The sequence below is a fragment of the Alteromonas ponticola genome (assembly GCF_012911815.1).
GTDB lineage: Bacteria > Pseudomonadota > Gammaproteobacteria > Enterobacterales > Alteromonadaceae > Alteromonas > Alteromonas ponticola.
Map to the genome: position 1 here is coordinate 292,909 of NZ_JAATNW010000003.1, position 26,147 is coordinate 319,055.

The following is a 26,147-nucleotide window of genomic DNA, read 5'->3' on the forward strand; positions in this document are numbered from 1 at the left end:
TCCTAGTGAACGAATGGTTCCAGACCGGACAAGCGCATTCTTACTTGTAGTTCAGGAATCTTGCGCGGCATTACCCCACTCGTCACCTTTACCATAGCTGCGATATGTTCAGGTGTGGTGCCACAACACCCCCCCACAATATTGACCAGCCCGGATTCAGCCCACTCTTTAATTTGTTCTGCCATATCATTGGGTGATAAATCATACTCACCAAATTCATTCGGAAGACCGGCATTGGGATGGACGGACACCGGACAGGTCGCGATTTGTGCGATTTCGTCTACGTACTGGCGCAATAGATCAGGCCCCAGCGCACAGTTCAGCCCGAATGAAAAAGGCTCGACGTGACGAAGCGAGTAGTAAAACGCCTCAGCGGTCTGTCCTGACAAGGTACGGCCAGACGCATCGGTAATGGTGCCCGAAATCATCACCGGCAGGCGTACTTGCAAGCGTTCGAAGACCGAATCGACGGCAAATACTGCGGCTTTAGCGTTAAGCGTGTCAAAAATGGTTTCAATAAGTATGATGTCTGCCCCGCCTTCAATTAATCCTTCGCAGGACTCTTCATAGGCCACAACCAGTTCATCAAAAGTAACGTTGCGTTTGCCGGGATCATTCACGTCTGGCGAGATTGATGCTGTACGATTCGTTGGCCCTAGTACGCCGGCAACAAAACGGGGTTTGTCGGGATTTTTTTGCGTGAATTCTTCTGCTGCCTGCTTAGCCAGTCGCGCGGCCTCGACATTAATTCTTTTCGATACTGACTGCATATCATAGTCAGTCATGGCAATACGAGTTGCGTTGAAGGTATTGGTTTCGATGATATCTGCACCCGCTTGCAGGTATTCACAGTGAATCGCATAAATAACCTCTGGTTGGGTCAGAACCAGCAGATCGTTATTGCCTTTGATATCGGTGTGCCAGCTTTCAAACTCAGCCCCGCGATAATCTTTCTCTTCGAACTTATGCTGCTGGATCATGGTTCCCATCGCGCCATCTAAAATCAGGATTCGTTCAGCCGCAGCGGCATACAATGGGTGTCGTTTCTGTTCGCTCACTTGGTGTCCTTTTTCACTTTGCTGTTTACCGCAAGTTGGTTCAAATCGAAAGGTGTGGTCTGATACACAAAGTAATTAAGCCAGTTGGTAAACAATAGACTTCCATGAGCCCGCCATTTTACTACCGGCTCATTGTCGGGGTCATTTTGCGGGTAATAATTAGCCGGTACAGTTGGTGATAAACCAGCGTCACAATCACGGCAATACTCTTCATGCAACGTCTGCCCTTCATACTCAGGATGCCCGGTCACAAATACCATCCGTTTATCTTCTGATGCGGCAATGTAGACCCCTGACTGTTCACTTTGCGCGATAATTTCAAGTTCAGGAATACTGTTCCATTGATTGACGTCTATATGGCCGTAACGTGAGTGAGGTGCATAAAAACACGGATCGAAACCTCTTAACAATTCGTTGTTGGGCGCTAATACACGGTGCTCGAAGACCCCGCACACTTTATTTTCAAGTAACGTGCGCCTCGTACCGTAGAAATGATAAATCGCAGCATGCGCTGCCCAGCACAGATAGAGGGTTGACTGCACATGTCGGTTGGCCCAATCCAGGATACTGGTCATATGGTCCCAGTACTTCACTTCTTCATACTGAAGGTGTGCCAGTGGTGCACCCGTTATAATGAGCCCATCATACTTCTTGCTAGCCACGTCTGAAAACTGATGGTAAAAGGCTTCCATATGGCTCTGTGGCGTATTTTTTGGTGCTACATCATCAATGCGGATAAAGTCGACATTGATTTGTAATGGCGTATTGGAAAGTAATCGCAGCAACTGCACTTCGGTTTCGATTTTATTCGGCATCAGATTGAGAATACCCACTTCCAAAGGACGTATGTCCTGCTGAGCAGCGCGACTGCTGGTCATAGCGAAAATGTTCTCACCTAACAGGACATCCTGGGCAGGAAGATATTCTGGAATTCGAATGGGCATACTTATGCTCTGTTAAATCATGATGGTTTTCATTGTGGCGCATCAGCAAAGACGCGTCAACATCTTTACGTCTGGACGTCCAAATAAGATTCAAATGGAGTTAAAGCTGCAAATCGGATAAGAGGCAGGGTTAAGTCGGTCAGTGAAAATATATGCTTTTATGCGCCCCACAACACGACTTCAAGGCAAGGCGAACCAAAATTAAGCGACTATTTTCGGTGCATACTGATCAGGAGCTCAGCTTCAGCACGGGGGATATCGCAAGACTGCATGATTTCATCCAGGCTGGCACCTTCCTTTACCATTTCAGTCGCCCGATGATAAAGACGGAGTGCGGGATCTTGTTGCTTCAGCTCGCGTAATTGATTTTCCAAATTAACTAACGATGCCTGTAATGAAGTTTGGTGCTTGCCTAAAACAAACTGTCGTTCTCTGTCTTCGTCAATCTGATGCCCTAGCGATTTAATTTCCGTGTGAAGATCGGCATCAGTCGATTGTGCGTGATTCTCAAGTACGGAAAGCTTTTTCTTCAATGCAGAGATTTGACGCATGCTATACAGACCGATACTTAAAATCATGATCAATAATAATGCAATCGCCGCAGCAACCAGGTACTTTTCGTCCATTATGTCTTTATAATTATTTAATTTTTAAGTTTTAATCCAGTGTACGTGAAAATAACCAGCTCTGGTAGTCATGCAATGCGATTGATAGCATCAGTCGATCTCCTTGTACAGTTATCGCATATAACAATCTAACTGAAGCAAAAGTGAGATTGACGTATGAGCGACACACAGAGTAATTCCATCGCCAATATGGAAGGGCTTCAAGCCGCTATTGCAAATGGAGAAAGCCAAAGAGTGCGCGAGCTTTTAGGCACTCAAAAGCTGGACACCTTACAGAAAGAATATTTGATAGAGTTAGCTGAATTAAATTCAAATTCTGAAGTCATTGCGCTGTTGAAAAAGGCACCGACTAAGTAATAGGTAATATGAAACCGTGCGGAGGTTTGGGGAAGGTCTATTCTGTAGCCTGGACTCTAAGCCGATAATCAGCTGCTGGCTGCCTGAGTTGGCAGCCAAACAACTTATAACCACAGCCGACTAAAGCGAGCTTATTTCATCCCACTCTTCATCGCTGAGTAATTTGTTCAAATCTACAAGGATCAATAATTCGCCATCTCGGTTACTGACTCCCTGTATAAATTTAGCACTCTCTTCTGTTCCTACATTCGGCGCACTGTCAATCTCAGACGAGCGTAGATAAACCACTTCGGCCACGCTATCGACCAGAATTCCCACCACCTGCTCGTCAGATTCGATGATGACGATTCGGGTATTATCAGTTATATCGGCAGGGGCCAGACCAAAACGTGCGCGCGTGTCGATTACCGTAACAACATTGCCGCGCAGGTTGATAATACCCAGAACATAATCTGGTGCGCCGGGAACAGGTGCAATTTCTGTATGACGCAGCACTTCCTGAACCTGCATTACGTTGATGCCGTAGGTTTCATCACCTAAACGGTAAGTTACCCATTGCAATACTGAATCATTGCTATCAGCTGCATTGCTGTTGCTTCTTTCGTCATTCATTTACCTGACTCCGATTGCCGGACACGTTGTCATTACTGCCCAGACCTTTGTTTAGCATTGAAATTAAATGGTGCACGTCAACCAACGCACACATCTTGTTCTTTACCATTCCCGCTAACCAAGGACGTTTTCCTTTGGATTCACGCCATTTTACCTCATTTTCACGTAAGGTAATTGTATTGACAAGCTTGTCACTGGCCAAGCCCCACGGGCTATCACCTAACATTATAAGATACTGATAGTTTAACGCTTCTGCCAGCTTTTGATCATATTTTTCTGGCATTACCCACAACGCGGTATCAACAACGTTTAACTTCTGCTCTCTGTGCAACATGACACCTTTAAACCATTTTGGTTTACCAATTAACGGGCCAACTTTTTCGATCCGATGGATGCCGCCAAGCGTTATCAACGGCACGGCCAGGGTCAGTCCGGCCACTTCAAAGAACAATGCCTGAAACTGCTCATCCAGTAACTCTTGCACCGGAACGATCTTGTCTGGTGGCGGCGTCGCAACAAGCTGGCTTTCAGCCAGCGCTGCTTCATCAATAACAGGTTCCTGGCTTGCTGGCGCTGGAGCTGGAGCTGTCTCTGACTCACTCTCTTTGGCGATATCCAGACTGGCACTCTCCAGCAATTTTGCTGTTCGAGCGGTGACTTCAGACGGATCTTCCGGTCCGTGAAGCAGACTGTCCAGGTAAGCCTCCATCACATCTTCTTTGGCAAAAGGTGTGCTTTTACTCATTTCGAGTTATTGCTCCAATTCGTTCAACAGTTTCTGGTAGGCATAAACGCCTCTTGCCTTTGGAAACACCACGGATGCAGGAGACTGCGCCTGACTTGCGTCTCGAAAGCGCGTATCCACGGGAACCACGCCACTCCAAACACTATCACCATAGTCAGCACGTAAGCGCGTATCGGCATCAGCTGCGGCATTAATTCGCTTGTCAAACATGGTTGGTACAATTATCGTATCGAACGACTTTTGCAATGATCTTCCCATAATTTTAAGTGTCTGAATCATGCGATCTAACCCCTTTAGTGCAAGAAATTCAGTCTGCACAGGTACAATCACTTTTTCGCACGCTGCCAGTGCGTTGACCATCAGAACACCTAACACAGGTGGACAGTCTAACAGCACATAGTCAAAATCCTTTTCAACAGCCGCCAGGGCCTTTTTTAAAATAAGCCCCATACCGTGTTGATTTCCCAGTTGTCGATCTAAGGTCGCCAATGCCATTGTGGCAGGCAAAATAAATAAACTGTCCAGCTTGGTGGGACAAAGGCAATCAAGAACTGTATCGGCAGTGACGGGATTTTTGTTAGTAAAGATATCGTAAACTGAAGAAGAAAGTTCTTCCGAATCGATACCGAAATAATAACTTAAAGACGCGTGTGGATCCGTGTCAACTAGCAACACGCGTTCACCGCGCTGGGCTAAAATTCCGCCGAGCGTCACTGTGGTGGTGGTTTTACCAACGCCGCCTTTTTGATTGGCAATCGTCCAGATTTTCAAATTAACGTTCCCAGTGTGACGTAAAGGTCACTTTGCACTTTTTACTTTGTACTTTTTTCTTTTCACAGTCATGTCAAACAGTCTACCGCGATCCCATTTCGGTCAGAATACAGTCTGCGATATCGTTCAGGGGTATATTTTTTTCAGCAATATTCGCTGCAGCAACTGCTTGCGGCATGCCGTAAACCACACATGTCGCTTTATCTTGCGCCCAGATTGTCGCGCCTTTTTCTTTAAGCTTCCTACAACCTTCTTTACCATCTGCGCCCATGCCAGTTAAAATGACACCAAGTACGTCACCACCATAGACGGAGAGTAAACTTTCGAACGTTAGGTCCACACTCGGCTTATAACTGACTTTATCAGATTGATGCGCATCGGTTACGACGATCCTGATTTGATTGCCCATTCCTTCCATTATCATCTGCTTTCCACCTGGAGCAAGATAAGCGTGACCGGGTTTAGCAATGTCACCCTGTTCAGCTTCTTTTACCGGGAACTTACAGTGGCTATTTAGTCGTTGGGCAAATGCCTGAGTGAAAGTACCCGGCATGTGCTGCACAAGGAAAATGGGATAGGCAAAATTCGCAGGAATTTTGGAAAGCACTTGTTGTAATGCTACCGGACCACCAGTCGATGCGCCAATAGCCAGGCACTTATAGTTTTTTCCTGAGGCAACAACTTTTGACACTGTTGGTTGGGTAGTTGATTCTGCTCGCCCAGCTAATAGTGAAGAAGAACGGAAAAATTTCGGTTTGGGCGCCCCAGCAGGCATTGCCGGAGAGGTGCGTAAAGAGGATAAAGACGGACGCTGAATCCCGGTTCCACGTCGCGCAATCAAACGTACTTTGGTGCGTAACTGCAATGCCGCTTCACGTCGGTCTTCAGCAATGTCTTCGAAATTTTTGGGTAAAAAATCGATCGCTCCCGCTTCAAGCGCATCAAGAGTCGCTTGCGCACCATGGTGTGTTAGCGATGAAAACATCAGGATAGGAAGCGGCTTTTTCTCCATAATAGCTTTGACTGCTGAAATACCATCCATAATTGGCATTTCAACGTCCATGGTCACCACATCCGGTGATAACGCCATAATTTTATCTATTGCGTCCTGGCCATTCCTGGCCTCTCCCACCACTTCCAGCTCTCGATCTTCGTTTAGAATTTCACGGACACGTCGCCGGTAAAACGTCGAATCATCCACTACCAGGACTTTAAACACCATTGATGCGAGCTTTCCTATTTATAAATACTTTTACTTCAAACTCTTTCTTGCATACCGTTTCAGCAGGCTGGGAACATCCAATATTAACGCAATTCCACCATCTGAGGTGATGGTAGCACCGGCCATCCCGGGAGTCCCCTGTAGCAGTGCGTCAAGCGGTTTTATTACCACTTCTTCCTGACCGATGAGCGCATCAACCACGAACCCGACTTGTTGCGTACCAATTTGCACGACAACCACGTGTCCTTTTGTTTTGTCTACATTTTTCGGGCCGCGAATCAGCCACTCGCCCAGGAAGAATAAGGGAATAGCTTTGGACCTGACGATTTTGGTAAGTTGACCATCTACTGTATTTGTCTTTTTAATATCCATATTAATGATTTCATTTACTGCCCCCAGAGGCAGGGCAAACGTTTGCTTACCTACAACAATCATTAAAGTCGGTAGAATAGCCAGTGTTAGCGGTACCTTGATCTCCAGACGGGTACCTTTACCCATTTGCGAATCAATATTAATCGTACCGTTGAGCTGGTTTATCTTCGTTTTAACCACATCCATGCCGACGCCACGGCCAGATATGTCACTGATTTCTGTTTTAGTTGAAAAGCCCGGAGCAAAGATCAAATTGAATGCTTCAACGTCAGACATTCTCGCAGCCGCATCCGAATCAAGCACGCCACGTTTAATTGCAATCTCTTTTAATTTCTCCGGATCCATCCCCTTACCATCATCATCAATGGTAAGTAAAATATGGTCACCTTCCTGTGAAGCAGATAATTTGACGGTGCCCATGCGCGCCTTGCCAGCAGCCTGGCGCTCATCAGGCATTTCGATGCCATGGTCAACCGAGTTTCTGACCAGATGCACTAAAGGATCGGCTAGAGCTTCTACCAAATTTTTATCTAAATCAGTTTCTTCCCCTTCAAGCTCGAGGGTTATCTCTTTCTTTAGACTTCGAGCCAGGTCTCGCACAACCCGAGGGAAACGACCAAATACTTTCTTGATAGGCTGCATGCGCGTTTTCATCACCGCGCCTTGCAAATCACCGGTAACCACGTCCAGATTCGCGATAGCCTTGGACATGGACTCATCGTTTACGTTGATGCCCAGGCTCAACAAACGGTTGCGCACCAGTACCAACTCACCGACCATGTTCATAATCTGATCAAGACGTTTGGTGTCAACGCGAACGGTTGTTTCAGCCTGTGGCGCTGCGCCGGCCGCTTTTTTGTCGTCTTTTTTCGCCGCAGGCGCAGCCGTCGCTGCTGCTGCAGGTTTAGCTGCTGGAGCGGCAGATTGTTGCGCCGCTTGTTCTGTTTTCGCTTTGTTAACGGCCGCCGTTGCTGACTTATCAACTTGTGCGGCAGGCTTGTCCACTTTTGGGTCCGCTTTTTTCGCCGGAGTCGTCGTTTCACTTTTAGTCACGGACGGCCCCTGCCCTGAACCGTGAAGCTGGTCAAGCAACTTCTCAAACTCGTCGTCGGTTATTTCATCGTCACCAGAATCAGCAACCGACGTTTTGGCAGGTTCGGCGGGCGCAGCAGCATCTTCAGCGGCTTTAAACTGCCCCTTACCATGTAACTCATCCAGCAGAGCTTCAAATTCATCGTCTGTAATGTCATCACTGTCACCGGACGCAGCTAATTCTGGTTTTATATTCTTCGCTTCAGCCTTGGAGGCGGCGACTTCGGGTTGCGCTGGTCGCCCTGGGGCACCCCCGCCATGTAATTCATCCAGTAAGGCTTCAAATTCGTCTTCGGTGATGTCTTCGATACCGCCGCTTTCTCCACCGGCGGGTTGTGCATGCATCGCTGATACTTCAGGTGCTTGCGGGGCTTCTTCAACGATGAGCTCTTCTTCATCTTCAGGCGCACTACGTTGTTTGCCAACCGCGACTTCCTGACCAAAGATATTCTCATCCGGTGTTTCGGGTCTGCTTAACTTGTGGAGTATTTCAACCAGGCCTGCATCAGCTGGCTCGAGGGGGTCGCGGGCTTTAACCTTTTCGAACATCTCTACAACCACATCAGTGGCTTGAAGAATGACATCCATTAACTCGGGGGTAAGCGTGCGTTGGCCATTTCGCATGACGTCAAAAACGTTTTCAGCACCATGACAAATTTCAACGAGTTCGGTGAGCGACAAAAAGCCAGCGCCACCTTTTACAGTATGGTAACCACGGAAAATCGCATTCAATAAATCGGCATCGTCTGGATTGTTTTCCAGATCAACGAGTTGTTCTTGTAATTGTTCCAGTATCTCGCCGGCTTCCACCAGAAAGTCCTGTAATATATCCTCGTCAACGTCAAACGACATGCGTCTGCTCCCCTAAAAACCTAAGCTTGACAATAAATCGTCCACATCATCCTGCCCCTGAACAACATCATCGCGTTGTTCTGCATCGATAATTGGCCCTTCCGCTTCAATCTTATCGGTTTTATCTTTCAAAGGTTTAGTAGTCTTTTCAGTTTTTTCTACATCGCCGAACATGGTCAACATATTCACCAGGCTGTCTTCGACTTCTTTCACCAGCTCAATAACGCGACGAATTACCTGACCAGTAAGGTCTTGATACCCCTGCGCCATCAATACCTCAGTAAGCAAACTAGTCAGTTTTGCTGATTCTGCAGAAGCGTCAACCAGCAATTTATCTAAATCGGTGCACAGAGATTTAAACTCACCAACCTCAATCTGCCTGCTCATGAGTTTTTTCCACTCTGGCATAATGGTGTCTATGCGTTGAGAAAGGGTTTCTGCTATCGGCATGCTCGCTTCAACCGCATCCATGGTTGTGTTTGCCGCTTTTTCGGTTTCTTCAATAACATACGTCAGCCGAGTTTGCGCATCTGGAATTTCATCCGTAGCCAGACCGGCTATGCGATCGTCTAATTGGAAACTGTTTAATGCATCATGCAGCTGACGGGTCAATTTTCCCACTTCGGCAAAAAGCTCGATTGACTCTTTCATCGAAGCAGCATCGAGAAGCGCTCTGGCAGATTCATGATCATCTTGTTCTAAAAAGACGACCAGCTGCCTGGCTTCATCTAATGTAATAGGGACGTTTTGTATCGACATCCTTTTTTCCTCTAGCGTTGGAGCGTCTGGCTTAACCTAAACGTTCGAAGATTTTGTCGAGTTTTTCCTTCAGTGTTGCCGCCGTAAACGGTTTGACTACGTAACCATTTACCCCTGCCTGAGCAGCCGCCACGATTTGTTCCTTTTTCGCTTCGGCAGTGACCATAAGGACAGGTAAGTGTTTGAGTTTGTCATCAGCTCGGATGGCGCGTAGCAAATCGATTCCTTGCATGCCCGGCATATTCCAGTCGGTAACAACAAAATCAAAATCACCCTGCTGTAGCATCGGCAACGCAGTACTTCCATCGTCCGCTTCCTGGATATTGGAAAACCCCAAATCTTTAAGCAGGTTTTTTATGATTCGTCTCATAGTTGAAAAATCGTCAACCACGAGAATTTTCATATTTTTGTCCAAAATGGCCTCCAGTGAGGGTTATAAGTTATTAATGTTCATTGTGATTTTTATTATTCACTAACCCGCCACGATTTCATTCGCGATTTAAGTTTTAGCATGGCCTGGCTGTGAATCTGGCTAACTCTGGATTCGCTAACATCCAGCACTTCACCAATTTCCCGAAGGTTTAGTTCTTCATCATAATATAAAGATAGTACGATTGCTTCTCTTTCGGGTAACGTAGTAATAGCATGAGCAAGTGCTTTTTGAAAAGCACCTTGCATCAAATCGTCAAGCGGTGAGTCGCTCCCCGCATTCTCTTCTGTGGTAATGACGTCCTCAGACACGCCAAGGTCTTCAATACCGACGAGTTTTCCTGCATTCACTTCGTTTAGCATCTGATGATAGTCATCGAGACTAACATTCAATACTCCCGCGATTTCTGCGTCTTTGGCATCTCGCCCAGTATCTCTCTCCACCTGTGCAATGGCGTCAGAGATGGCGCGGCTGTTTTTGTGCACTGAACGCGGTGTCCAGTCACCTTTGCGAATTTCATCCAGCATCGCTCCGCGAATGCGAATACCCGCAAAGGTTTCAAAGCTTGCGCCCTTAGAACCGTCAAAATTTTTTGCCGCTTCTAATAACCCGATCATGCCTGCCTGAATGAGATCATCCACCAGTACGCTGGGTGGCAACCTTACCATCAAATGATGCGCAATACGTTTTACCAGCGTGGCGTGTTGTTCAACCAGCTGCGCTTTATCGTTTTGCTGTCGGTAAGCTGCGGCTTTGCTATTCAACGTTGATTACCCGCCAGTTTATTTGACACTAATTGTTCAATGAAAAACTCAAGATGCCCACCAGGCTGTTCAGGAATTGGCCATTTTGCCGCCTTGGTGGCTAATTGAGAAATGGCGAGGGCCGCTGGTGAACTAGGGAAGGCGTCGACAATGGCAGTTTGCTTTCGAACCGCGCGACGAATATTCTCGTCAAATGGTACCGTTGCAACCAGTTCTAACGCCACATCCAGGAACCGCCCAGTCACTTTAGACAGTTTGCTAAACAGCTCTTGTCCTTCACGAATGTCTCTGACCATGTTGGCAACGATTTTAAATTTAAAGACACCATGCTCGCGATTCAAAATCTTTATCAGTGCGTAGGCATCCGTTAAGGAGGTGGGTTCATCGCACACCACAACCATTATATCCTGCGATGCACGGGAAAAGCTGAGCACCATATCAGAAATACCCGCTGCGGTATCGACAATCAGAATGTCGATCTGCGAACGCAACTCGCTGAAGGCGCGTATAAGCCCAGCATGCTCAGTGGGTGACAATTCTGTCATAGATTGCGAGCCAGACGTTGCTGGCGCAATTTTAATTCCATGCGGGCCCGTCACTAACACTTCGTCGAGGGTACATTCACCCGACAAAACGTGTGATAGATTTTTTTCTACCCGTAATCCAAGCATCACATCCACATTGGCCAGACCAAGGTCGGCGTCAAGTACCATGACCCTTTTACCTTGTTTGGCCATTGCTATGGCTGTATTGAGAGTGATGTTAGTTTTACCTACCCCACCCTTGCCACCGGTTACGGCGATAACTTTAATAAGTCGAGATTGATTCATCTTTCGTAAGCTACTCGCTTGATCGTCGATCATACTGCTCGTGCTGCGTTAACCACTTGATTGCTTGTAGTATGATTCAAACCGTACTTTTTATAAAGCTTTGCGGCAGCAGATACGAGAGATTTTGCATCGGCAATTTTAATATCTTCGGGAACTTGTTGTCCATCAGTAACATAGCTTACGCTCAATTGATTTTCCACAGCGATACTTAATATTTCTCCCAAACTGTAGCATTCGTCCAGTTTGGTGAAGATGCATCCATCCAGCTTTATCCGGCTATATGCGTCTACAATGCGCTGCATCGCAGCATATTGAGTATTTGCCTGCGCTACTAAATATTTTTTCACCGGCTGCATCTGACCGTCGTCAAATTGAGCAAGTTGTTTGATTAATCGACTATCACGCTGACTAAAGCCGGCAGTATCGATCAAAATTAATTTTTTATGCCGCAACTGAAATAGCTGTTCGGCCAACTCTTCACTGGACTGCGCTTTGCGCACCGTACAACCAATGATTTTGCCGTAGGTGGCCAACTGCTCAAACGCCGCAATCCGATAAGTATCGACGGTGATCATTGCTACCTGATCGGCACCATGGCGCTGCGCATAACGGGCGGCCAATTTAGCCACCGTGGTCGTTTTTCCCGTTCCGGTCGGGCCCACTAACGCAACCACACCTGTTTGTCTGAGGATATCATTGCCAGCAATCTGCAAGCGGTTGGAAAGTAAATTGAGCAGGTAGACCCATGCTTCACGTTCACCATATTCTTTTGGCGTAAAATTAATTAACTGCTCGGCCAGTGCTTCACTTAACCCCATTTGGGTTAAACTATGCGCAAGATACTGATGGCTTGGAAGGTGTCGACTTTTCTTTTCCTGCTTTAACTCTGCCAGTTGAAATTGCAAAACGTTTCGCAGTGACTCAATTTCTTCTTTAATACTGGCAAGATCATTATTTTCGTAGCGCGCGGACGGTTCTTTTTCGCGTGCAGGCATAGTGTCCATCAGATCATCGTCAAATTGCAGATAATCTTCTTTGACGGTTGTCGATGGCGCAACGGGTCTAGCCGAAGGAGGTGGCGTTGCTGCTGGAGAGGGTACCGGTCTTTGTGCTTTTATCGCATCAGCGACACCCGCGTGTTGTTTTTCAAGCAGCGCTCTTAAACTGTCAGGGCCGTCATCACCAATAATTTCACTTAACGACGGTGTTGGCTTGCCGTTTTTTGTTGGCGATTCAGCATGCCGGCGCTTCACATTGCCAAGTTTAACCTCGGGTTCTTTATCATACGCAGCAACTAATTCGATCCCATCAGCAACTTTGCGATTGGACATGATGACCGCATCACTACCAAGTTCATCTTTCACTTTATTTAGCGCTTCGCGCATGTCTTTGCCAAAAAACCGTCTAATTTTCATTGCAACCTCGTCTCTTAGATGGCGTCATTTTATTGACCCACAGAGCTAACAATTTTGATCTGTTTATCGTCTGGGACTTCCTGATATGACAGTACATGCAATCCCTCTACCGAATATTTCAGGAAGCGCGATAAGACAGGACGTAACATACCTGATGTCAACAGTACTGCAGGTTCTCCTGCCAGTTCCTGTTGTTGACTGGCTTGTTGCAGGGACTGCTGAATTCTGTCAGCCAGCCCCGGCTCAATGCCCGCCCCATCTTCGCCACCGGCTTGAAGAGACTGGTGCAACATCTGTTCCAGTTCTGGCGCCAGCGTTATGACGGGTATTTCTTTATTACCATCACAAATCTCCTGCACAATTAAACGTTTAAGCGCAATTCGCACCGCAGAAACCAGTACATCAGGATCCTGACTCTTAGGCGCATATTCACTCAGGGTTTGCACAATGGTGCGCATATCCCGAATCGGCACGCCTTCAAACAGCAAGGTTTGCAATACTTTAACGACCGTGCTTAATGGCAATAAATCCGGCACCAGTCCTTCAACCAGTTTGGGGTTGTTCTTGGCCAGCATATCCAGCAACTGCTGCACTTCTTCGTGTCCCAGCAACTGATAAGCATTATTGGTGAGTAACTGGCTTAAATGTGTCGCCACCACAGTTGCAGCGTCCACCACCGTATAGCCGAGCGTCTGTGCGTGTTCGCGCTGATTAGGTTTGATCCATACGGCATCCAGACCGAAAGCAGGATCCCGTGTTGCGCGCCCCTCAAGTTTGCCGAACACCTGACCCGGGTTGATGGCCATTTCCTCATCATGACTGATTTGCGCCTCACCAATGGTGACACCAAGCATGGCAATGTTGTAGGCATTGGGATCTAAATCGAGGTTATCTCTGATGTGCACCGGCGGGATCAAAAAGCCCAGTTCCTGAGAAAGCTTTTTCCTCACTCCTTTGATTCGCGTTAGTAACTCGCCGCCTTGTGATTTGTCCACCAGCGGGATGAGGCGATAGCCAACTTCCAGACCAATGGTATCGACCTGCTGCACATCGTGCCAGCCAAGTTCTTTTACTTCAGGCGCAACGTAATCGTCGGTGTTGACCTTACCCGCTTTCGCGGCAGGGCTATTTCTGCCGGCTTGTTCTGCTTCTTCAGCACTGATGCGTTTGGACTGCCAGTATGCATACCCCCCTGCGATAGCAGAAAAACTTAAGAATGCGAAATGGGGCATGCCCGGCACTATCCCCATGACAAACAAGATAACCGCAGCAATCGTTAATGCCTGAGGATTACCCAACTGGGATTTAATCTCATCCCCCATCTGCTGGTCTTCGTTTTCGCGCGTCACGATAATGGCGGTAGCTACCGAAAGTAACAAAGAAGGTATTTGTGCCACCAAGCCATCACCGATGGTAAGAATGGTGTAAACTTCAAGGGCATTGCCAAAGTCTAAATCATGCTGGATCATGCCAATAAACAATCCGCCGACGATGTTGATCAGCATAATAAACAAGCCTGCAATGGCATCGCCTTTAACGAATTTTGACGCACCATCCATAGAACCATAGAAGTCAGCTTCTGCGGTAATCTCTTCGCGGCGCTGGCGTGCCTGTTCCTGATCGATGTACCCGGCATTCAAGTCTGCATCAATTGCCATTTGTTTACCTGGCATGGCATCAAGGGTAAATCGAGCGCTAACCTCAGAAATACGGCCGGCACCTGCGGTAACAACCTTAAAATTAATAATCAGCAAAATGGCAAAGACCACGATACCGACAGCAAAATTACCCCCAATCACCACTTCACCGAAAGCTTCGATGACCTTACCCGCCGCGTCGCCGCCTTCATGTCCGTATAACAGCACCACCCGCGTAGAAGCGACGTTTAAGGCCAGGCGCAGTACGGTGGCGATCAATAAGACCAGCGGGAATATGCCGAATTCAACCGGCCGCTTAGTTAGTACCGCCACCAATATGATGACCAGAGAGAGGGCGATGTTGAAACTGAACAACACGTCTAAGAGGAAAGGCGGCATGGGCAGAATAACCATGCCCATTATAGCCAGAAGAACGATCGGTGCGCCTAAACCGCTGGCGAATTGCTGCATTCGATTTTTGTCAAACCGTTGCAGATAACCGGATAACTCCATCGTACTTTAGTCTCACGTTAAACTATCAGAATTTTGACACTTACTGCCTGTGAATCATTGATAGTTCAACTACTGTGCCATGTTAGGCCGTTCGTGAAGAAATTTATCGACGAAGCTCTGTAGGAATGGGTAAATCCCGTTTAAGCGGCTTAGGTCGTTTGCCTTTGCCAGCTCGGTATGCCTTAAGCTGAAAGACGTAAGCTAATACCTGCGCCACTGCCATAAACAGTTTTTGCGGAATTTCGTTATCCACTTCAGTGGAATAATAAATGGCACGCGTCAGCATGGGCGTGGGGATCAGCGGCACATTGTTGGCAGTGGCTATTTTACGAATATGCATTGCCAGTTCATCCGCTCCCTTGGCAACAACCACAGGCGCGCGCACACCGTTTTCATCATATTTAAGTGCTACAGAATAATGGGTCGGGTTGGTCACCACTACGTCAGCGTGTGGTACTTCTTGCATCATGCGTTTGGCTGAAGCCTGAAATTGCAGACGACGTATCCTGCCTTTAGTTTGCGGATCACCTTCAGAGTTTTTATGCTCGTCTTTAATTTCCTGCTTGGTCATCTTCAGTTCTTTGTTGTGCTTATACTTCTGGTACGGCACGTCGATGAGGGAGATGGGTATCATACCCAGGGTCATAATAAAAAATGCCCACGCGATCATCTCCATCGCGTGAAAGAAGTTTCCTGGGTATGCTTCCATATCGAGGTGAATTGCTTCGTCTTCGAAATACAGCATCGCAAGCAAAGCCAATCCGCCTATGACAAAAAATTTAGCAATCGATTTAAGCAGCTCGACCAATCCGTTGGGTCCGAACATGCGCTTTAATCCATTAATAGGATTAAGCTTGTTCATTTTGGGTGCTGCGGATTCCCAGGTGAAATTGAAGCCGCCGACGCCAATATTGCCATATATACCGCCAATCATCGCGACCAATTGAAACATGATGACCGGAAACGCTACCGCCGTAAGTGCCTCGCCCCAGGCGCCAAACATTTGGGTAGGATCGTAAGTTTCGTCTCTTGATAGGGTAAACATGCGCAGTGATACGGAATAGAGCGATTCTGCCAGTTGCCCGCCGATCACCAAAAACATTGCGCCACTGAAAATCAGCACTAACGTGGTTGAAAGCTCCTTGGATCGAGCTATCTGCCCTTTATCTCGAGCATCGTCAATTTTTTTCTGTGTGGGTTCTTCCGTTTTATCGTCGGTATCAGCCATGGCTGCCTCCTTCTACGTTGGGCATACTGCAAGCAATTCACACATGAATTGCAATGCCCTTTCCCACAGCTCATTAAAGTGCATGGTAAAGTTTGATAATGTAATCCAGATAATGGTCAAGCCCATCATCTGCGCGATAGAAAATCCGATACTGAAAATATTTAATTGCGGCGCAGCTTTGGTCATGATGCCAAACGCCAGGTTAACAATTAGCAGTGACACAATAGGCGCTAACGACAGCGTCACCGACGCTATGAACATCCAACTGCCCCAGTGCACGATATCCAATAGCTGTTGAGGAGACCACCATGAGCCAACAATGGGAAACGCCTCGAAACTGATCACCACCATTTCAATCATTGCCAGATGGCCATCAAGGGTCCAGAAGAGTAACGTTGCCAGAATGAGATAAAACTGACCTACCGCGGGTACGTTGATGCCGTTAACCGGGTCGACGATAGAAGCAAAGCCCAAGCCGGTCTGCATTGCAATAATCTGACCGGCAAGCACGAAGGTATTCAGTACCATCATAGAAATAAAACCGATACCGACACCAATCAGTATTTCTTTTGCACCGATAATGAAAGTGCCTAAGCTAACCAGATTTTCTACCGGAACCGGCGGTACCACCGGCATAATAATCAGCGCCAGCATCACCGTGAGCAGCCCTCGCACCGTGGGAGAGATAGATTTGGCGCTCATACCGATCATAGTGGCAAACATCCCGCTGATGCGCATAAACGGCAGCATCATATCGGTCAAAAACTGGTTGATAACGGCTAATTCATAAACCATGACGATTTACTAACAACTATCCAACAACTTGCGGAATTTGATCGACCATATGAAAAGTGAAGTCCATCAATTGCTGCACCAACCAGTTTCCTCCCCAGCTTAACGCCAGCAGCGTTACCAACAGGCGAGGCAGAAAGCTCATGGTCTGCTCGTTGATTGAAGTTGCAGCCTGAAAAACCGCTACGATCAAACCGACAATCAAACTGGGCACGATAACCGCGGAGACCAGCATGATCACCATAAACATCGCTTCACGGAGAATTTGCACAAATACTTCTGGTGACATAGTCGCCTCCTACACACCCATACCAAAACTGGTCGCAAGGGTGCCAAAAATCAGATTCCAGCCATCTACCAATACAAACAACATCAGTTTAAATGGCAGTGAGACAATCATGGGGGATAACATCATCATCCCCATTGCCATGAGGATTGATGCCACGACCAGATCAATGATCAAGAACGGGATAAACAGCATAAAGCCAATCTGAAACGCCGTTTTCAGTTCGCTGGTAACAAATGCCGGGATCAGAATGGTCAACGGTACATCCGCAGGTTCTTCATATTTATCTTCATCGCCGGCGATACGTACAAAGGTTTCTAAATCTCTTACCCGGGTCTGAGAAAGCATAAATGCGCGCATAGGGCCTTTGGCTTGTTCAAACGCCTCTTTTGATGTCATGGTTTCTTCAAGATAGGGCTGCAAGGCACGCTCGTTAATCTCTTCAAATACCGGTGACATGATAAATAATGACAGGAACAGACTGACACCGATCAGGATCTGGTTGGAAGGTGACTGTTGCAATCCAATAGCCTGACGCAGTATGGATAACACCACAATGATGCGCGTAAAGGAGGTCATCATCATAATAAACGCCGGAATCAAACTCAGCGCAGTCATGATGAAAACTGCCTGCAGGGTCATCGAATAATCCTGTGTCCCATCCGGGTTGGTGGTCACAGTGACTGCCGAAATGCCCTGTTGTGCTGATACTGAATCTGCAAAGAACAACAAACTGCTCAATAGTCCAAAGCCGAGCCAGAACCGCACATTAGCCATGCTGCTTCTCCTCTTTTAAAGAAGGATTTATTTTTCCCGCCATGGCGCTGACCAGCTTTTGTTTAAACAAAGCCCCTGGATTCTCCGCGGGCTGCTGGCGTTTTATATTATTTTCCAGTTTGCTTAAGTGAGAAATAGACTGCGAGGTGATCCCTACTAAATGCTGCTCGTCACCTACTTCAATCACCATGATGCGTTCTTTTGCGCCGGCCATCATGCTGGCTACTACCTTTAACTGACCGTTGCTGGAGTGAGTGACATTAAACCGTCGCATCACGTACGCTAACGCAAAAATAATCGCCACCACTAATAAAAGTGATAGAAAAATTGACAGTACTGAGGTGGGGTTGGTGATGGATTGTGTGCTTTGCGCAAAGGCTGAAGAGGAAAAAACAAGAGGCAGCAATTTGCAACCTCTTGAAAAGGATAAAAATTTACCGAAGCTTTTTGATTCTTTCGATCTGACTAATAACATCTGTTAACCGGATCCCAAACTTGTCGTTGACTACTACTACTTCTCCATGAGCAATCAACGTGCCATTAACCAAAACATCTAATGGCTCTCCGGCGACCCGATCTAATTCCACAACTGAGCCCTGGTTCAGTTGCAATAAATTCCGAATACTAATTTGGCTACGTCCGACCTCCATAGAGATGGTAACGGGGATATCCAAAATGGTATCGAGTTTTTTCTTCTCTTCCTGGGTTATAGGTGCGTCATCTTTCAGTTCATCCAGTTCGGCAACTTTAACACCATCGCCTTCACCTTCCTGACCTTCTTCTGACTCTGCCTGCTCAGCCATCGCTGCTGCCCAGTCGTCCATGCCATCTTCTTCACTCATAGGAGTACCTCATTAATATGTCTCATGCTCAGAGATCTTCTTCCAGCACTTGTAACTCAGCATCATTGTCGATTACACGACCACCGCGAGTTAATAGCTGCAGTTCAGATTTAACCGAAGTCGGTCTGGGGATTTTGTCCGTAATTTTCAGCGCCAGGTTGTCACGCGAACGGCCCAACTTAGCGCGGAAAGTTGGTAAATCCTCAATCAAAACGGTGATAAATTCAGGCATTTCCACCGGAATAATGTCACCTGCCTTAAATTCCATAATTTGTTTCAGCGATACATCAACTTCCAGCATGTGGGTGGTCAATTCCACTTCTACGTCCATAATTTCATCGCGAAGCGCTTTACTCCAGCGCAGATCGGTGTCTTCTTTGTCGCTTTGCACACCGGCGTCAAGCAGTTCCCTAATCGGCTCCAGCATTGAGTAAGGCAACGACACGTGAAAATCACCACCGCCGCCGTCAAGTTCGATATGAAACGAACTTATCACCACCACCTCGGTAGGACTGACAATGTTTGCCATGGCAGGGTTTACTTCTGAATCCAGATATTCAAACGACACATCCATGACGGGTGCCCACGCCTCTTTATAATCTTCGAAGATTATTTTTAACAGCATCTGGATAATACGGCGTTCGGTAGGGGTAAATTCCCGCCCTTCAATTTTCGCGTGATAACGCCCGTCACCACCAAAAAAGTTATCTACCAAAATAAACACCAGGCGCGCTTCCATGGTGATTAGCCCGGTGCCTTTAAGCGGACGAAAACGCACCATGTTCAAGCTGGTAGGCACAAACAGCGTATGTATGTACTCACCAAACTTAATCATCTGAATGCCATTTATTGACACTTCAGCAGAGCGACGCATCATGTTAAACAAACTAACCCGCATGTGTCGGGCAAAGCGTTCGTTAACAATTTCAAGCGTGGGCATACGCCCGCGCACTATTCTATCCTGCGACGAAAAGTCATACTCAAGCGCAGAAGTATCACCGCCGCTTTCGCTGACTTCCTCTTCTTCTACGTCGTCGACACCATGTAACAGGGCGTCGATTTCGTCTTGGGATAATAAATCGCTCACTCGATATCCTTTTACTGCATTACAAACCCGGTGAACAGCACCTGTTCCACCACATTCGCACCTGAAATCTCATTCATCACCCGCTGAACTTCACTCAACGCGTCTTCCCGCAGGGTAATTTTGCCTGCTTCAGTAACCAAATCATCTGCGCTGCTATTACTGAAAACCTGAAGCAAGGTTCCTTCAATTAAAGGAATGTGTGATTTGGCGATTTCTTCATTCTCTGATCCGCGTACCATTAACTGCACTTTAATTTGAACTAAGCGGTCGCGGCCACTGCCCGGAACATTAAAGACAAATGGGCGCGGCATTGCCACGTAAAGTGCAGTACCGAGATTCGCTGTGGACGCTTGTGGCTGTGCAGATTGCCCCTGAGCCATTTCGGACTGCTCAGGAACGGGCGTATCTGAACCTGAAAACAGGAAGAAATAAGCAGCACCACCACCCAGTATTACTACAACAGCAATGATGATAATCATCATTTTTTTGCTACTGCCACCGCTTTCTTCAATTTGTAGTTCGTCTTCCGCCATGTTTTTATCTCATATTATTCCAATGGGCGTATTATCAATTTTCACCAGTAAATGGCAATCATAGAATCAAGAAAGTTTTACTAAGCATAGTCATCGATTCCATTGGTGTCGCGCTTGCGTGTGCCGGATTCAGTCTGAGTCTGGGTGTCATCGCCTTCAAAATCATCGCCTGAGTGGCCCGACCCGGCAAACTGGCCGTCTTCTTCGCTCTGTTGTGAATCTTGCTGTTGAACGAAGGATTCACCCAGCGTTATACCCTGCTCTGCGAGCATTTCACGTAACCTGTTTTCGGCGTCAGCCAATGCGTCTTTAGCATGTTGCGATTGAACCACAAAGTTAACGTTAGCGGTGTCACCGGAAATATTCACTCTCACCTGCATACTGCCTAACTCGGGTGGATCCAGGCGTATTTCAGCCAGGCTGCTGCGGCTATTGATCATCCAGCGAATTTTCTCATTTAACTGCTGCTGACCTTCTGCGCGTGTTAGATTAACTGGTTTATCCAAACCATCAGCCGCTTGTTGCGCTTTACTCATCTCACTGCGGATTTGCGTATTTTCCCGCAAAGAGGTATCGATAGACGCCAGTGCCTGTCTGTCGGCATCCACTGTAGCGTTTTGCTGCGCGGTCTGCATTGCATTGCTCAATAATGTAAATTGCCCTTCCAGTTGTTGCTTCATCGCATTATCCAATTGGATATTCGCTTCGCTGAGTGCGCCAGCGATTAAATCCTGCAGATTGATACCGGGCTCGCGACCTTGGGCCAGCTGTGCATTCATTTCATTCAAGCCCGTAATCACAGCATTTTTTACCGCCTGCTGCTGTTGCTCTGTTGCAGTTGCTGGCAACAATTTGATCACGCGATCAGCGATGGCTTCAACACTTTCGCTTTGCCCTTTTGCTGAAAGCTGCTGCATACTCTGCAACAACTTGTCCAGGTTTTGCGGTGCTGTCAATTTTTCGTTAAGCGCAGATTGAGAACCACTCGTCTGCAATTGTGCATTCTGTTTTTCTGAGTGCATCAAAGACAGCAGCAGTTTTGCAGACGCTTCGAGTGCATCATCAGAACTGTCTGCTCCTTGTGCAGCCAGTGGGTTGGTTTTGTCCGCATCTTCAGCTTGTAGCGTTAACAAGGCTGTCGCCAGCGCTGTTGCTTTAGGCGATTCCACTTTTTCTCCGGCATCCATCGCTTTGGCTACCATCTGATTTAATTTTTGCGAAAGTTGATCAAATAATACTGCTATCGTGACTGGCCCTTCGACTTCCGTTTCCATAGCACTAAGTTGTTCCTGAATCGCGGCTAATATTGACATCTCATCATTCGAGATAGCGCTGTCTTCGCCTAGCTTTGCTAACAGCGCATCAAGCTTCGCTGACAGCTCATCGGAAAGCGTGATGTCATCACCAGACATTGAGTCGGTCACCTGAGACAATGCGGCTTTATCGGGGTTCTCATTGTAATCTTTGACAGACTCTACCAGTTCAAGCCAGTTGGTATCTTCGTTCTTGTCATGCGCTGCAATCGCAGGCTCAGTGCCCTGCGAATCGGTGTTGGCGGGCACAGCCGGTCTGGACTCAGGTTTAGCAGCCGATTGTGCACTAACCGTTTCAGATCGCTCCGCGGTACGTCGATCCGTTTGTGAAGCTGAGGGGGATTTCTCAGGTGCCTTCCAGATAGGAGTGATCTCACCTTTTTTATCTTTATCCCGAGGACGGTTAGCTGATTGTTCCAGTGCCTGTCTGAATTGGTCGTTGGCATTTCCCTGGCGCGATGGCTGCAAATCAAGCTCGATCGGCAAAGCGGCAATTTGTGAACCTTTAGTGGCAACTTGTTGCATAATATCTTCTTCCAAACTTCCTGATCACCTTGTAAATTAAAGGCTGACCAATCCAAATCTTTTTTCTGTTAGTAGACTTCGCAAGAAGCGTTCCAGTTTAAGAAGTGTTAACCACGCTGGAGTTAATATTTTTCTTTTTGTGCACGATAGAATTTTTGTGCGGCGTATTCGTCCATGGTATTTTGCTGTTTACGCATCTCTTTTCTTTCAGCCGCGATGCGTTGATTCTCAATCACCATTTCTACCGCTTTACGGCGCTTTTGCCGCTCAATCCACTGTTTTTTTCGGTCATCTGCCACCAGTGATGCTCGTGAGATAACCCCCATCTGTTGCTCACAGGCTTTATCGAGTTTGCCAATAAAAGACAGGTGTTGGTGATATTTCTGTGCTGTCACACCGCCTTTTCCGTTATTTTGAATCTGCCGTAAATATTCCAGGCGGTACTGCTGCAGATTTTGCAGTTTTTGCTTTTGCGCGGTGACGTTTTGTTGAGCAAGCTGAAAGGCTTGAGCGGCCTTTTGCTCTTTCTCTTCTTCGATCTGTACAACCAGTTTAAGCTGACTCATGCTGAACCTGCCTCTTAGTTACCCTGACCCAGCCCTTTGGCTAAGCCCATCATACCCTGCAGACACTCATCGTAGGGAATGACATCTTTGTAACCCTGTTGCAGGAAGGTATTGATTACAGGTTCGGCCTGAATCGCCAGATCAATGCGCGGGTCGGACCCTTTGGCATAGGCGCCAATTGCAATTAAATCTTTGTTTTGCTTGTAGGTTGAGTAAACCTGCCTCACCCTTCTGGCCATAAGTAAATGCTCATCACTGACCACCATTGGCATTACCCGGCTTATCGACGATTCGATATCAATCGCAGGATAGTGACCGCTGTCAGCCAGTGAACGCGAAAGTACGATGTGGCCATCTAAAATTGCGCGGGCCGAGTCTGCGATAGGATCCTGCAGATCATCGCCCTCGGTTAACACGGTATAAAACGCCGTGATTGAGCCCTGATGCTCACCCCCGTTACCAGCACGTTCAACCAGTGCCGGTAATTTGGCAAATACCGAAGGCGGATACCCTTTCGTCGCCGGCGGTTCGCCCACGGCCAGTGCGATTTCACGCTGGGCCATGGCATAGCGGGTTAACGAATCGATAAGCAATAATACATTCATCCCCTGGTCGCGGAAATACTCTGCGATGGTCACCGCGGTTTCGCAGCCTTTTAAACGCATCAACGGAGAAGTGTCAGCCGGAGCAGCAACCACGACCGCGCGTTTACGCTCCTCGTCCCCCAGAATTTCATGAATAAATTCTTTTACCTCGCGCCCCCGTTCGCCAACCAGACCCACTACCACCACATCGGCTGTACTGCCTCGCGTCATCATGCCCAGTAACACACTTTTGCCCACGCCACTGCCAGCGAAAAGGCCCATCCGCTGACCAATGCCAACGGTGTTTAACGCATTAATTGAACGTACGCCCACATCCATCGGGTTTTCGATGGGTCTGCGGTGCAACGGATTCATTGCAGGTTTGATGGTTGGTACACGCATCTGGGTTTCGATCGGTCCAAGCCCATCCATCGGCTGTCCGTTGCCATCAACGACTCTTCCCAGCAATCCCATCCCTACCGCCAAACCACTCTCCCGATTCAACGGTGCTACGCGAGAGCCCGGTACAATTCCGCGTACAGGTTCTGTGGGCATCAGATAAGTAATGTCGTCGCCAAAGCCCACCACTTCCGCTTCAATTTCACCGTCAACGGTTTGCACTTTGCACTGACTTCCTACGGGTAACTGACAACCTATCGCTTCTAACGTCAGGCCGATACCGCGCACCAGTTTACCCGCGGCGACAATCGGCGGATGAGGCACCTGCCTGGACAAAGAGGCAAAATAGTCTGCAAGGTTATTTGTCACCGTTGATACCCTGCTCGAACATAAATTTGTCAATCACATCCCGCACGCGGCGATCGATTGACACATCCACTGCATTTTGCGAGGTGATGATCTCGCAGCCGCCAGGCTGCATCGAGGGGTTTTCAACCAGTTGCCAGTTTTTACTGGCAATTTCTTCATCAGAATAATGTGACTTAATACGTGCGATATCATCCGCATGCATCTGTAGCTGATACTGCTTTTCGTTAATGGGCAACGCCTTCAAACCATCCGATAGTGCCTGAAATATAATGTCATCATTAGTTTTAATTTCAGTACGGATCACCGACCGCGCTAGAGTAAGCGCTAACTGAACCAATTGTTTACGCACCTCTTCATTGACCTGCTTGAGTGGTACGTCTAGTTGGTCGCTTAGTTGCTGCCATGCTTTAATTTGTTCGTCAATCTGTTGCTGACCACTTTCAAGCCCTTGCTTTTCGCCCTCGGCAAAGCCTTCTTCGTGACCTTGCTTGTGACCGGCTTCTACCCCTTCAGCTTTGCCTTCGTCGAAGCCAATCTGCTTGCCTTCCTGGTGGCCTTCGTCGTAAGCAGCTTGTCGAATCGCTTCTATTTCCTGGGCAGTAGGCGGCGCGATTTCTTCATCTTCATCTTCTTCAGGTGGCTCGTATTTCCAATCAGAAGTGCGGTTCAATGCGTTAGTCCGCTTTTCTTCCTCTTCTGTTTTGGTGCCTTCAACAAAGGGCAGGTCCCATTTTTTGATCCCTTCTGAAACCTGGCTGTCGAATGGATTTGATTTTGGCATAAGTTACCGGTGTCCGCTTACAAGAACTCTTCGCCGCCACCGCCGCCAAGCATAATTTCGCCTGAATCCGCCAGGCGACGGGCAACAGACAGAATTTCTTTTTGCGCAGTTTCAACTTCAGAAATACGAACGGGCCCCATCGCTTCAAGATCGTCAAGTAGCATCTCAGCAGCGCGCTTGGACATATTCTTAGTGATTTTATTTTTGAGCTCTTCGTCAGCCCCTTTGATGGCTTTAAGCAAGGCATCTTGCTGTACTTCTCGCAGGATCGACTGGATACCGCGATCGTCCACATCGACCAGGTTGTCGAAGACAAACATCAAGTCTTGAATTTGTTGACTCATTTCTTCGTCTTGCTCGCGAATAGCATCCATTAATTGCCCTTCGATAGCCGTATCCAGATAGTTCATGATGTCTGCTGCTGACTTCAAGCCGCCCATTTTGGCAGCCTGAGTACCGGCCTGTCCGGCGAATTGTTTCTCCATGATTTCGTTCAATTCCTGCAATGCGGCTGGCTGTACTTCTTCCAGGTTGGCAATTCGCATTAACAAATCCAGACGAACTTTTTCCGGAAACTGTGCGAGAATTTCAGCGCTCTGTTCCGGCTCGAGATAAGACAACACAATGGTTTGGATCTGCGGATGTTCGTTACGAATAATACTGGCAACCTGCTTGGAATCCATCCACTTTAACGAATCCAAACCCTTAGCACCTGTGCCCATCATGATTTGATCAATCAGGTTAGCGGCTTTATCCTCACCCAGGGCGGCGGTCAGTGCCCGCTTCACGAAGTCCTGACTCTGGAAGCCGATGGTGCTGTAATTTTGAATCTCTTCGATAAAATGCTTGTGCACTGCAGTAATTTTGACCTGGGTCATATCATCGACTTTGGCCATTTCTGAACCCAGTTTTTGCACTTGCTTGGGTTCAAGGTGCTTTAAGATCTGTGCAGCATCTTCTTCCGACAGGCTCAACAACAAGATAGCGGCTTTTTCCAACCCTTCCAGCTTGCTAACGTCATATCCCAAGTCTTCCTGAGTAGCTAAATTTTCTGCCACGTTATTCT

28 protein-coding genes are annotated in these 26,147 nt (G+C 47.5%); 1 reads left to right on the top strand and 27 read right to left on the bottom strand.

Translation table 11 applies throughout. The features are described from left to right. Nucleotides 1-2: 2 nt before the first annotated feature. The 3 genes from HCJ96_RS06200 to HCJ96_RS06210 all read right to left on the bottom strand — a co-directional run bounded on the left by HCJ96_RS06200 (nucleotide 3) and on the right by HCJ96_RS06210 (nucleotide 2,628). Nucleotides 3-1,058, bottom strand: coding sequence for a homocysteine S-methyltransferase family protein (locus HCJ96_RS06200; protein ID WP_343034668.1), 1,056 nt, complete (start codon nucleotides 1,056-1,058; stop codon nucleotides 3-5). Next, the gene (gene metA / locus HCJ96_RS06205) at nucleotides 1,055-2,002 is read right to left on the bottom strand and encodes a homoserine O-acetyltransferase MetA (RefSeq protein WP_169210164.1); all 948 of its coding nucleotides are present in this window, start codon (nucleotides 2,000-2,002) and stop codon (nucleotides 1,055-1,057) included. Before metA ends, HCJ96_RS06200 begins: the two co-directional genes overlap by 4 nt. A 209-nt stretch (nucleotides 2,003-2,211) precedes the next feature. Beyond that, complete coding sequence (locus HCJ96_RS06210) at nucleotides 2,212-2,628, bottom strand: DUF2802 domain-containing protein (protein ID WP_169210165.1); 417 nt, start codon at nucleotides 2,626-2,628, stop codon at nucleotides 2,212-2,214. A gap of 156 nt (nucleotides 2,629-2,784) precedes the next feature. On the opposite strand from HCJ96_RS06210, the gene HCJ96_RS06215 reads away from it, so the two are divergent. Then, nucleotides 2,785-2,985 (top strand): hypothetical protein, encoded by a 201-nt coding sequence (locus HCJ96_RS06215; protein WP_169210166.1) that lies wholly within the window; start codon nucleotides 2,785-2,787, stop codon nucleotides 2,983-2,985. Between the two features lie 120 nt (nucleotides 2,986-3,105). Here HCJ96_RS06215 and HCJ96_RS06220 read toward each other — a convergent pair whose 3' ends face one another. From HCJ96_RS06220 to fliG, 24 genes are all read right to left on the bottom strand, one after another. Further along, nucleotides 3,106-3,597 carry a chemotaxis protein CheW gene (locus HCJ96_RS06220; RefSeq protein WP_169210167.1) on the bottom strand — a complete coding sequence of 164 codons (492 nt, stop codon included), beginning with the start codon at nucleotides 3,595-3,597 and terminating at the stop codon, nucleotides 3,106-3,108. Further along, the gene (locus tag HCJ96_RS06225; RefSeq protein ID WP_169210168.1) at nucleotides 3,590-4,342 is read right to left on the bottom strand and encodes a chemotaxis protein CheW; all 753 of its coding nucleotides are present in this window, start codon (nucleotides 4,340-4,342) and stop codon (nucleotides 3,590-3,592) included. Before HCJ96_RS06225 ends, HCJ96_RS06220 begins: the two co-directional genes overlap by 8 nt. Before the next feature lie 6 nt (nucleotides 4,343-4,348). Continuing rightward, a complete protein-coding gene (locus tag HCJ96_RS06230) occupies nucleotides 4,349-5,113 on the bottom strand; it encodes a ParA family protein (RefSeq protein WP_169210169.1) in 765 nt (254 codons plus the stop codon). An 82-nt stretch (nucleotides 5,114-5,195) separates the two neighbouring features. Then, nucleotides 5,196-6,335 (bottom strand): protein-glutamate methylesterase/protein-glutamine glutaminase, encoded by a 1,140-nt coding sequence (locus tag HCJ96_RS06235; protein ID WP_169210170.1) that lies wholly within the window; start codon nucleotides 6,333-6,335, stop codon nucleotides 5,196-5,198. Between the two features lie 30 nt (nucleotides 6,336-6,365). Further along, entirely contained in the window at nucleotides 6,366-8,651 is a 2,286-nt protein-coding gene (locus HCJ96_RS06240; protein ID WP_169210171.1) for a chemotaxis protein CheA, read from the bottom strand. Nucleotides 8,652-8,663: 12 nt separating this feature from the next. Further along, nucleotides 8,664-9,410: a protein phosphatase CheZ gene (locus HCJ96_RS06245; protein ID WP_169210172.1), complete on the bottom strand. Its 747-nt coding sequence runs from the start codon at nucleotides 9,408-9,410 to the stop codon at nucleotides 8,664-8,666. 31 nt (nucleotides 9,411-9,441) lie between these two features. Then, nucleotides 9,442-9,825, bottom strand: coding sequence for a chemotaxis response regulator CheY (cheY, locus tag HCJ96_RS06250; RefSeq protein ID WP_108567833.1), 384 nt, complete (start codon nucleotides 9,823-9,825; stop codon nucleotides 9,442-9,444). A 50-nt stretch (nucleotides 9,826-9,875) separates the two neighbouring features. Continuing rightward, nucleotides 9,876-10,604, bottom strand: coding sequence for an RNA polymerase sigma factor FliA (locus HCJ96_RS06255; protein ID WP_169210173.1), 729 nt, complete (start codon nucleotides 10,602-10,604; stop codon nucleotides 9,876-9,878). Beyond that, nucleotides 10,601-11,467 (bottom strand): MinD/ParA family ATP-binding protein, encoded by an 867-nt coding sequence (locus HCJ96_RS06260; protein WP_169210174.1) that lies wholly within the window; start codon nucleotides 11,465-11,467, stop codon nucleotides 10,601-10,603. Before HCJ96_RS06260 ends, HCJ96_RS06255 begins: the two co-directional genes overlap by 4 nt. Further along, nucleotides 11,464-12,849: a flagellar biosynthesis GTPase FlhF gene (gene flhF, locus HCJ96_RS06265; RefSeq protein WP_169210175.1), complete on the bottom strand. Its 1,386-nt coding sequence runs from the start codon at nucleotides 12,847-12,849 to the stop codon at nucleotides 11,464-11,466. The genes HCJ96_RS06260 and flhF overlap by 4 nt, the downstream gene beginning before the upstream one ends. A gap of 29 nt (nucleotides 12,850-12,878) precedes the next feature. Next, complete coding sequence (gene flhA / locus HCJ96_RS06270; protein WP_169210176.1) at nucleotides 12,879-14,999, bottom strand: flagellar biosynthesis protein FlhA; 2,121 nt, start codon at nucleotides 14,997-14,999, stop codon at nucleotides 12,879-12,881. A 103-nt stretch (nucleotides 15,000-15,102) separates the two neighbouring features. Beyond that, nucleotides 15,103-16,227, bottom strand: a complete 1,125-nt coding sequence (gene flhB, locus HCJ96_RS06275) for a flagellar biosynthesis protein FlhB (protein WP_169210177.1) — start codon at nucleotides 16,225-16,227, stop codon at nucleotides 15,103-15,105. Nucleotides 16,228-16,239: 12 nt separating this feature from the next. Further along, nucleotides 16,240-17,022 (bottom strand): flagellar biosynthetic protein FliR, encoded by a 783-nt coding sequence (gene fliR, locus HCJ96_RS06280; RefSeq protein ID WP_169210178.1) that lies wholly within the window; start codon nucleotides 17,020-17,022, stop codon nucleotides 16,240-16,242. Nucleotides 17,023-17,038: 16 nt separating this feature from the next. Further along, a complete protein-coding gene (gene fliQ, locus HCJ96_RS06285; RefSeq protein ID WP_169210179.1) occupies nucleotides 17,039-17,308 on the bottom strand; it encodes a flagellar biosynthesis protein FliQ in 270 nt (89 codons plus the stop codon). Between the two features lie 9 nt (nucleotides 17,309-17,317). Next, nucleotides 17,318-18,082, bottom strand: coding sequence for a flagellar type III secretion system pore protein FliP (gene fliP / locus HCJ96_RS06290; protein WP_169210180.1), 765 nt, complete (start codon nucleotides 18,080-18,082; stop codon nucleotides 17,318-17,320). After that, entirely contained in the window at nucleotides 18,075-18,488 is a 414-nt protein-coding gene (gene fliO, locus HCJ96_RS06295; RefSeq protein WP_169210181.1) for a flagellar biosynthetic protein FliO, read from the bottom strand. Before fliO ends, fliP begins: the two co-directional genes overlap by 8 nt. A 28-nt stretch (nucleotides 18,489-18,516) precedes the next feature. Beyond that, nucleotides 18,517-18,924: a flagellar motor switch protein FliN gene (gene fliN, locus HCJ96_RS06300; RefSeq protein WP_169210182.1), complete on the bottom strand. Its 408-nt coding sequence runs from the start codon at nucleotides 18,922-18,924 to the stop codon at nucleotides 18,517-18,519. A 28-nt stretch (nucleotides 18,925-18,952) separates the two neighbouring features. Further along, a complete protein-coding gene (gene fliM, locus HCJ96_RS06305) occupies nucleotides 18,953-20,011 on the bottom strand; it encodes a flagellar motor switch protein FliM (RefSeq protein WP_169210183.1) in 1,059 nt (352 codons plus the stop codon). 11 nt (nucleotides 20,012-20,022) lie between these two features. Then, nucleotides 20,023-20,544, bottom strand: coding sequence for a flagellar basal body-associated protein FliL (fliL, locus tag HCJ96_RS06310; protein WP_169210184.1), 522 nt, complete (start codon nucleotides 20,542-20,544; stop codon nucleotides 20,023-20,025). Between the two features lie 80 nt (nucleotides 20,545-20,624). Further along, nucleotides 20,625-22,382, bottom strand: a complete 1,758-nt coding sequence (locus HCJ96_RS06315; protein WP_169210185.1) for a flagellar hook-length control protein FliK — start codon at nucleotides 22,380-22,382, stop codon at nucleotides 20,625-20,627. Nucleotides 22,383-22,504: 122 nt separating this feature from the next. Further along, nucleotides 22,505-22,948: a flagellar export protein FliJ gene (gene fliJ / locus HCJ96_RS06320; RefSeq protein ID WP_169210186.1), complete on the bottom strand. Its 444-nt coding sequence runs from the start codon at nucleotides 22,946-22,948 to the stop codon at nucleotides 22,505-22,507. 14 nt (nucleotides 22,949-22,962) lie between these two features. Next, a complete protein-coding gene (fliI, locus tag HCJ96_RS06325; RefSeq protein ID WP_169210187.1) occupies nucleotides 22,963-24,300 on the bottom strand; it encodes a flagellar protein export ATPase FliI in 1,338 nt (445 codons plus the stop codon). Next, complete coding sequence (gene fliH, locus HCJ96_RS06330) at nucleotides 24,290-25,081, bottom strand: flagellar assembly protein FliH (protein ID WP_169210188.1); 792 nt, start codon at nucleotides 25,079-25,081, stop codon at nucleotides 24,290-24,292. Before fliH ends, fliI begins: the two co-directional genes overlap by 11 nt. Nucleotides 25,082-25,098: 17 nt before the next feature. Continuing rightward, on the bottom strand, nucleotides 25,099-26,139 hold the full coding sequence (fliG, locus tag HCJ96_RS06335; protein ID WP_169210189.1) for a flagellar motor switch protein FliG: 1,041 nt from the start codon (nucleotides 26,137-26,139) through the stop codon (nucleotides 25,099-25,101). Nucleotides 26,140-26,147 lie beyond the last annotated feature (8 nt).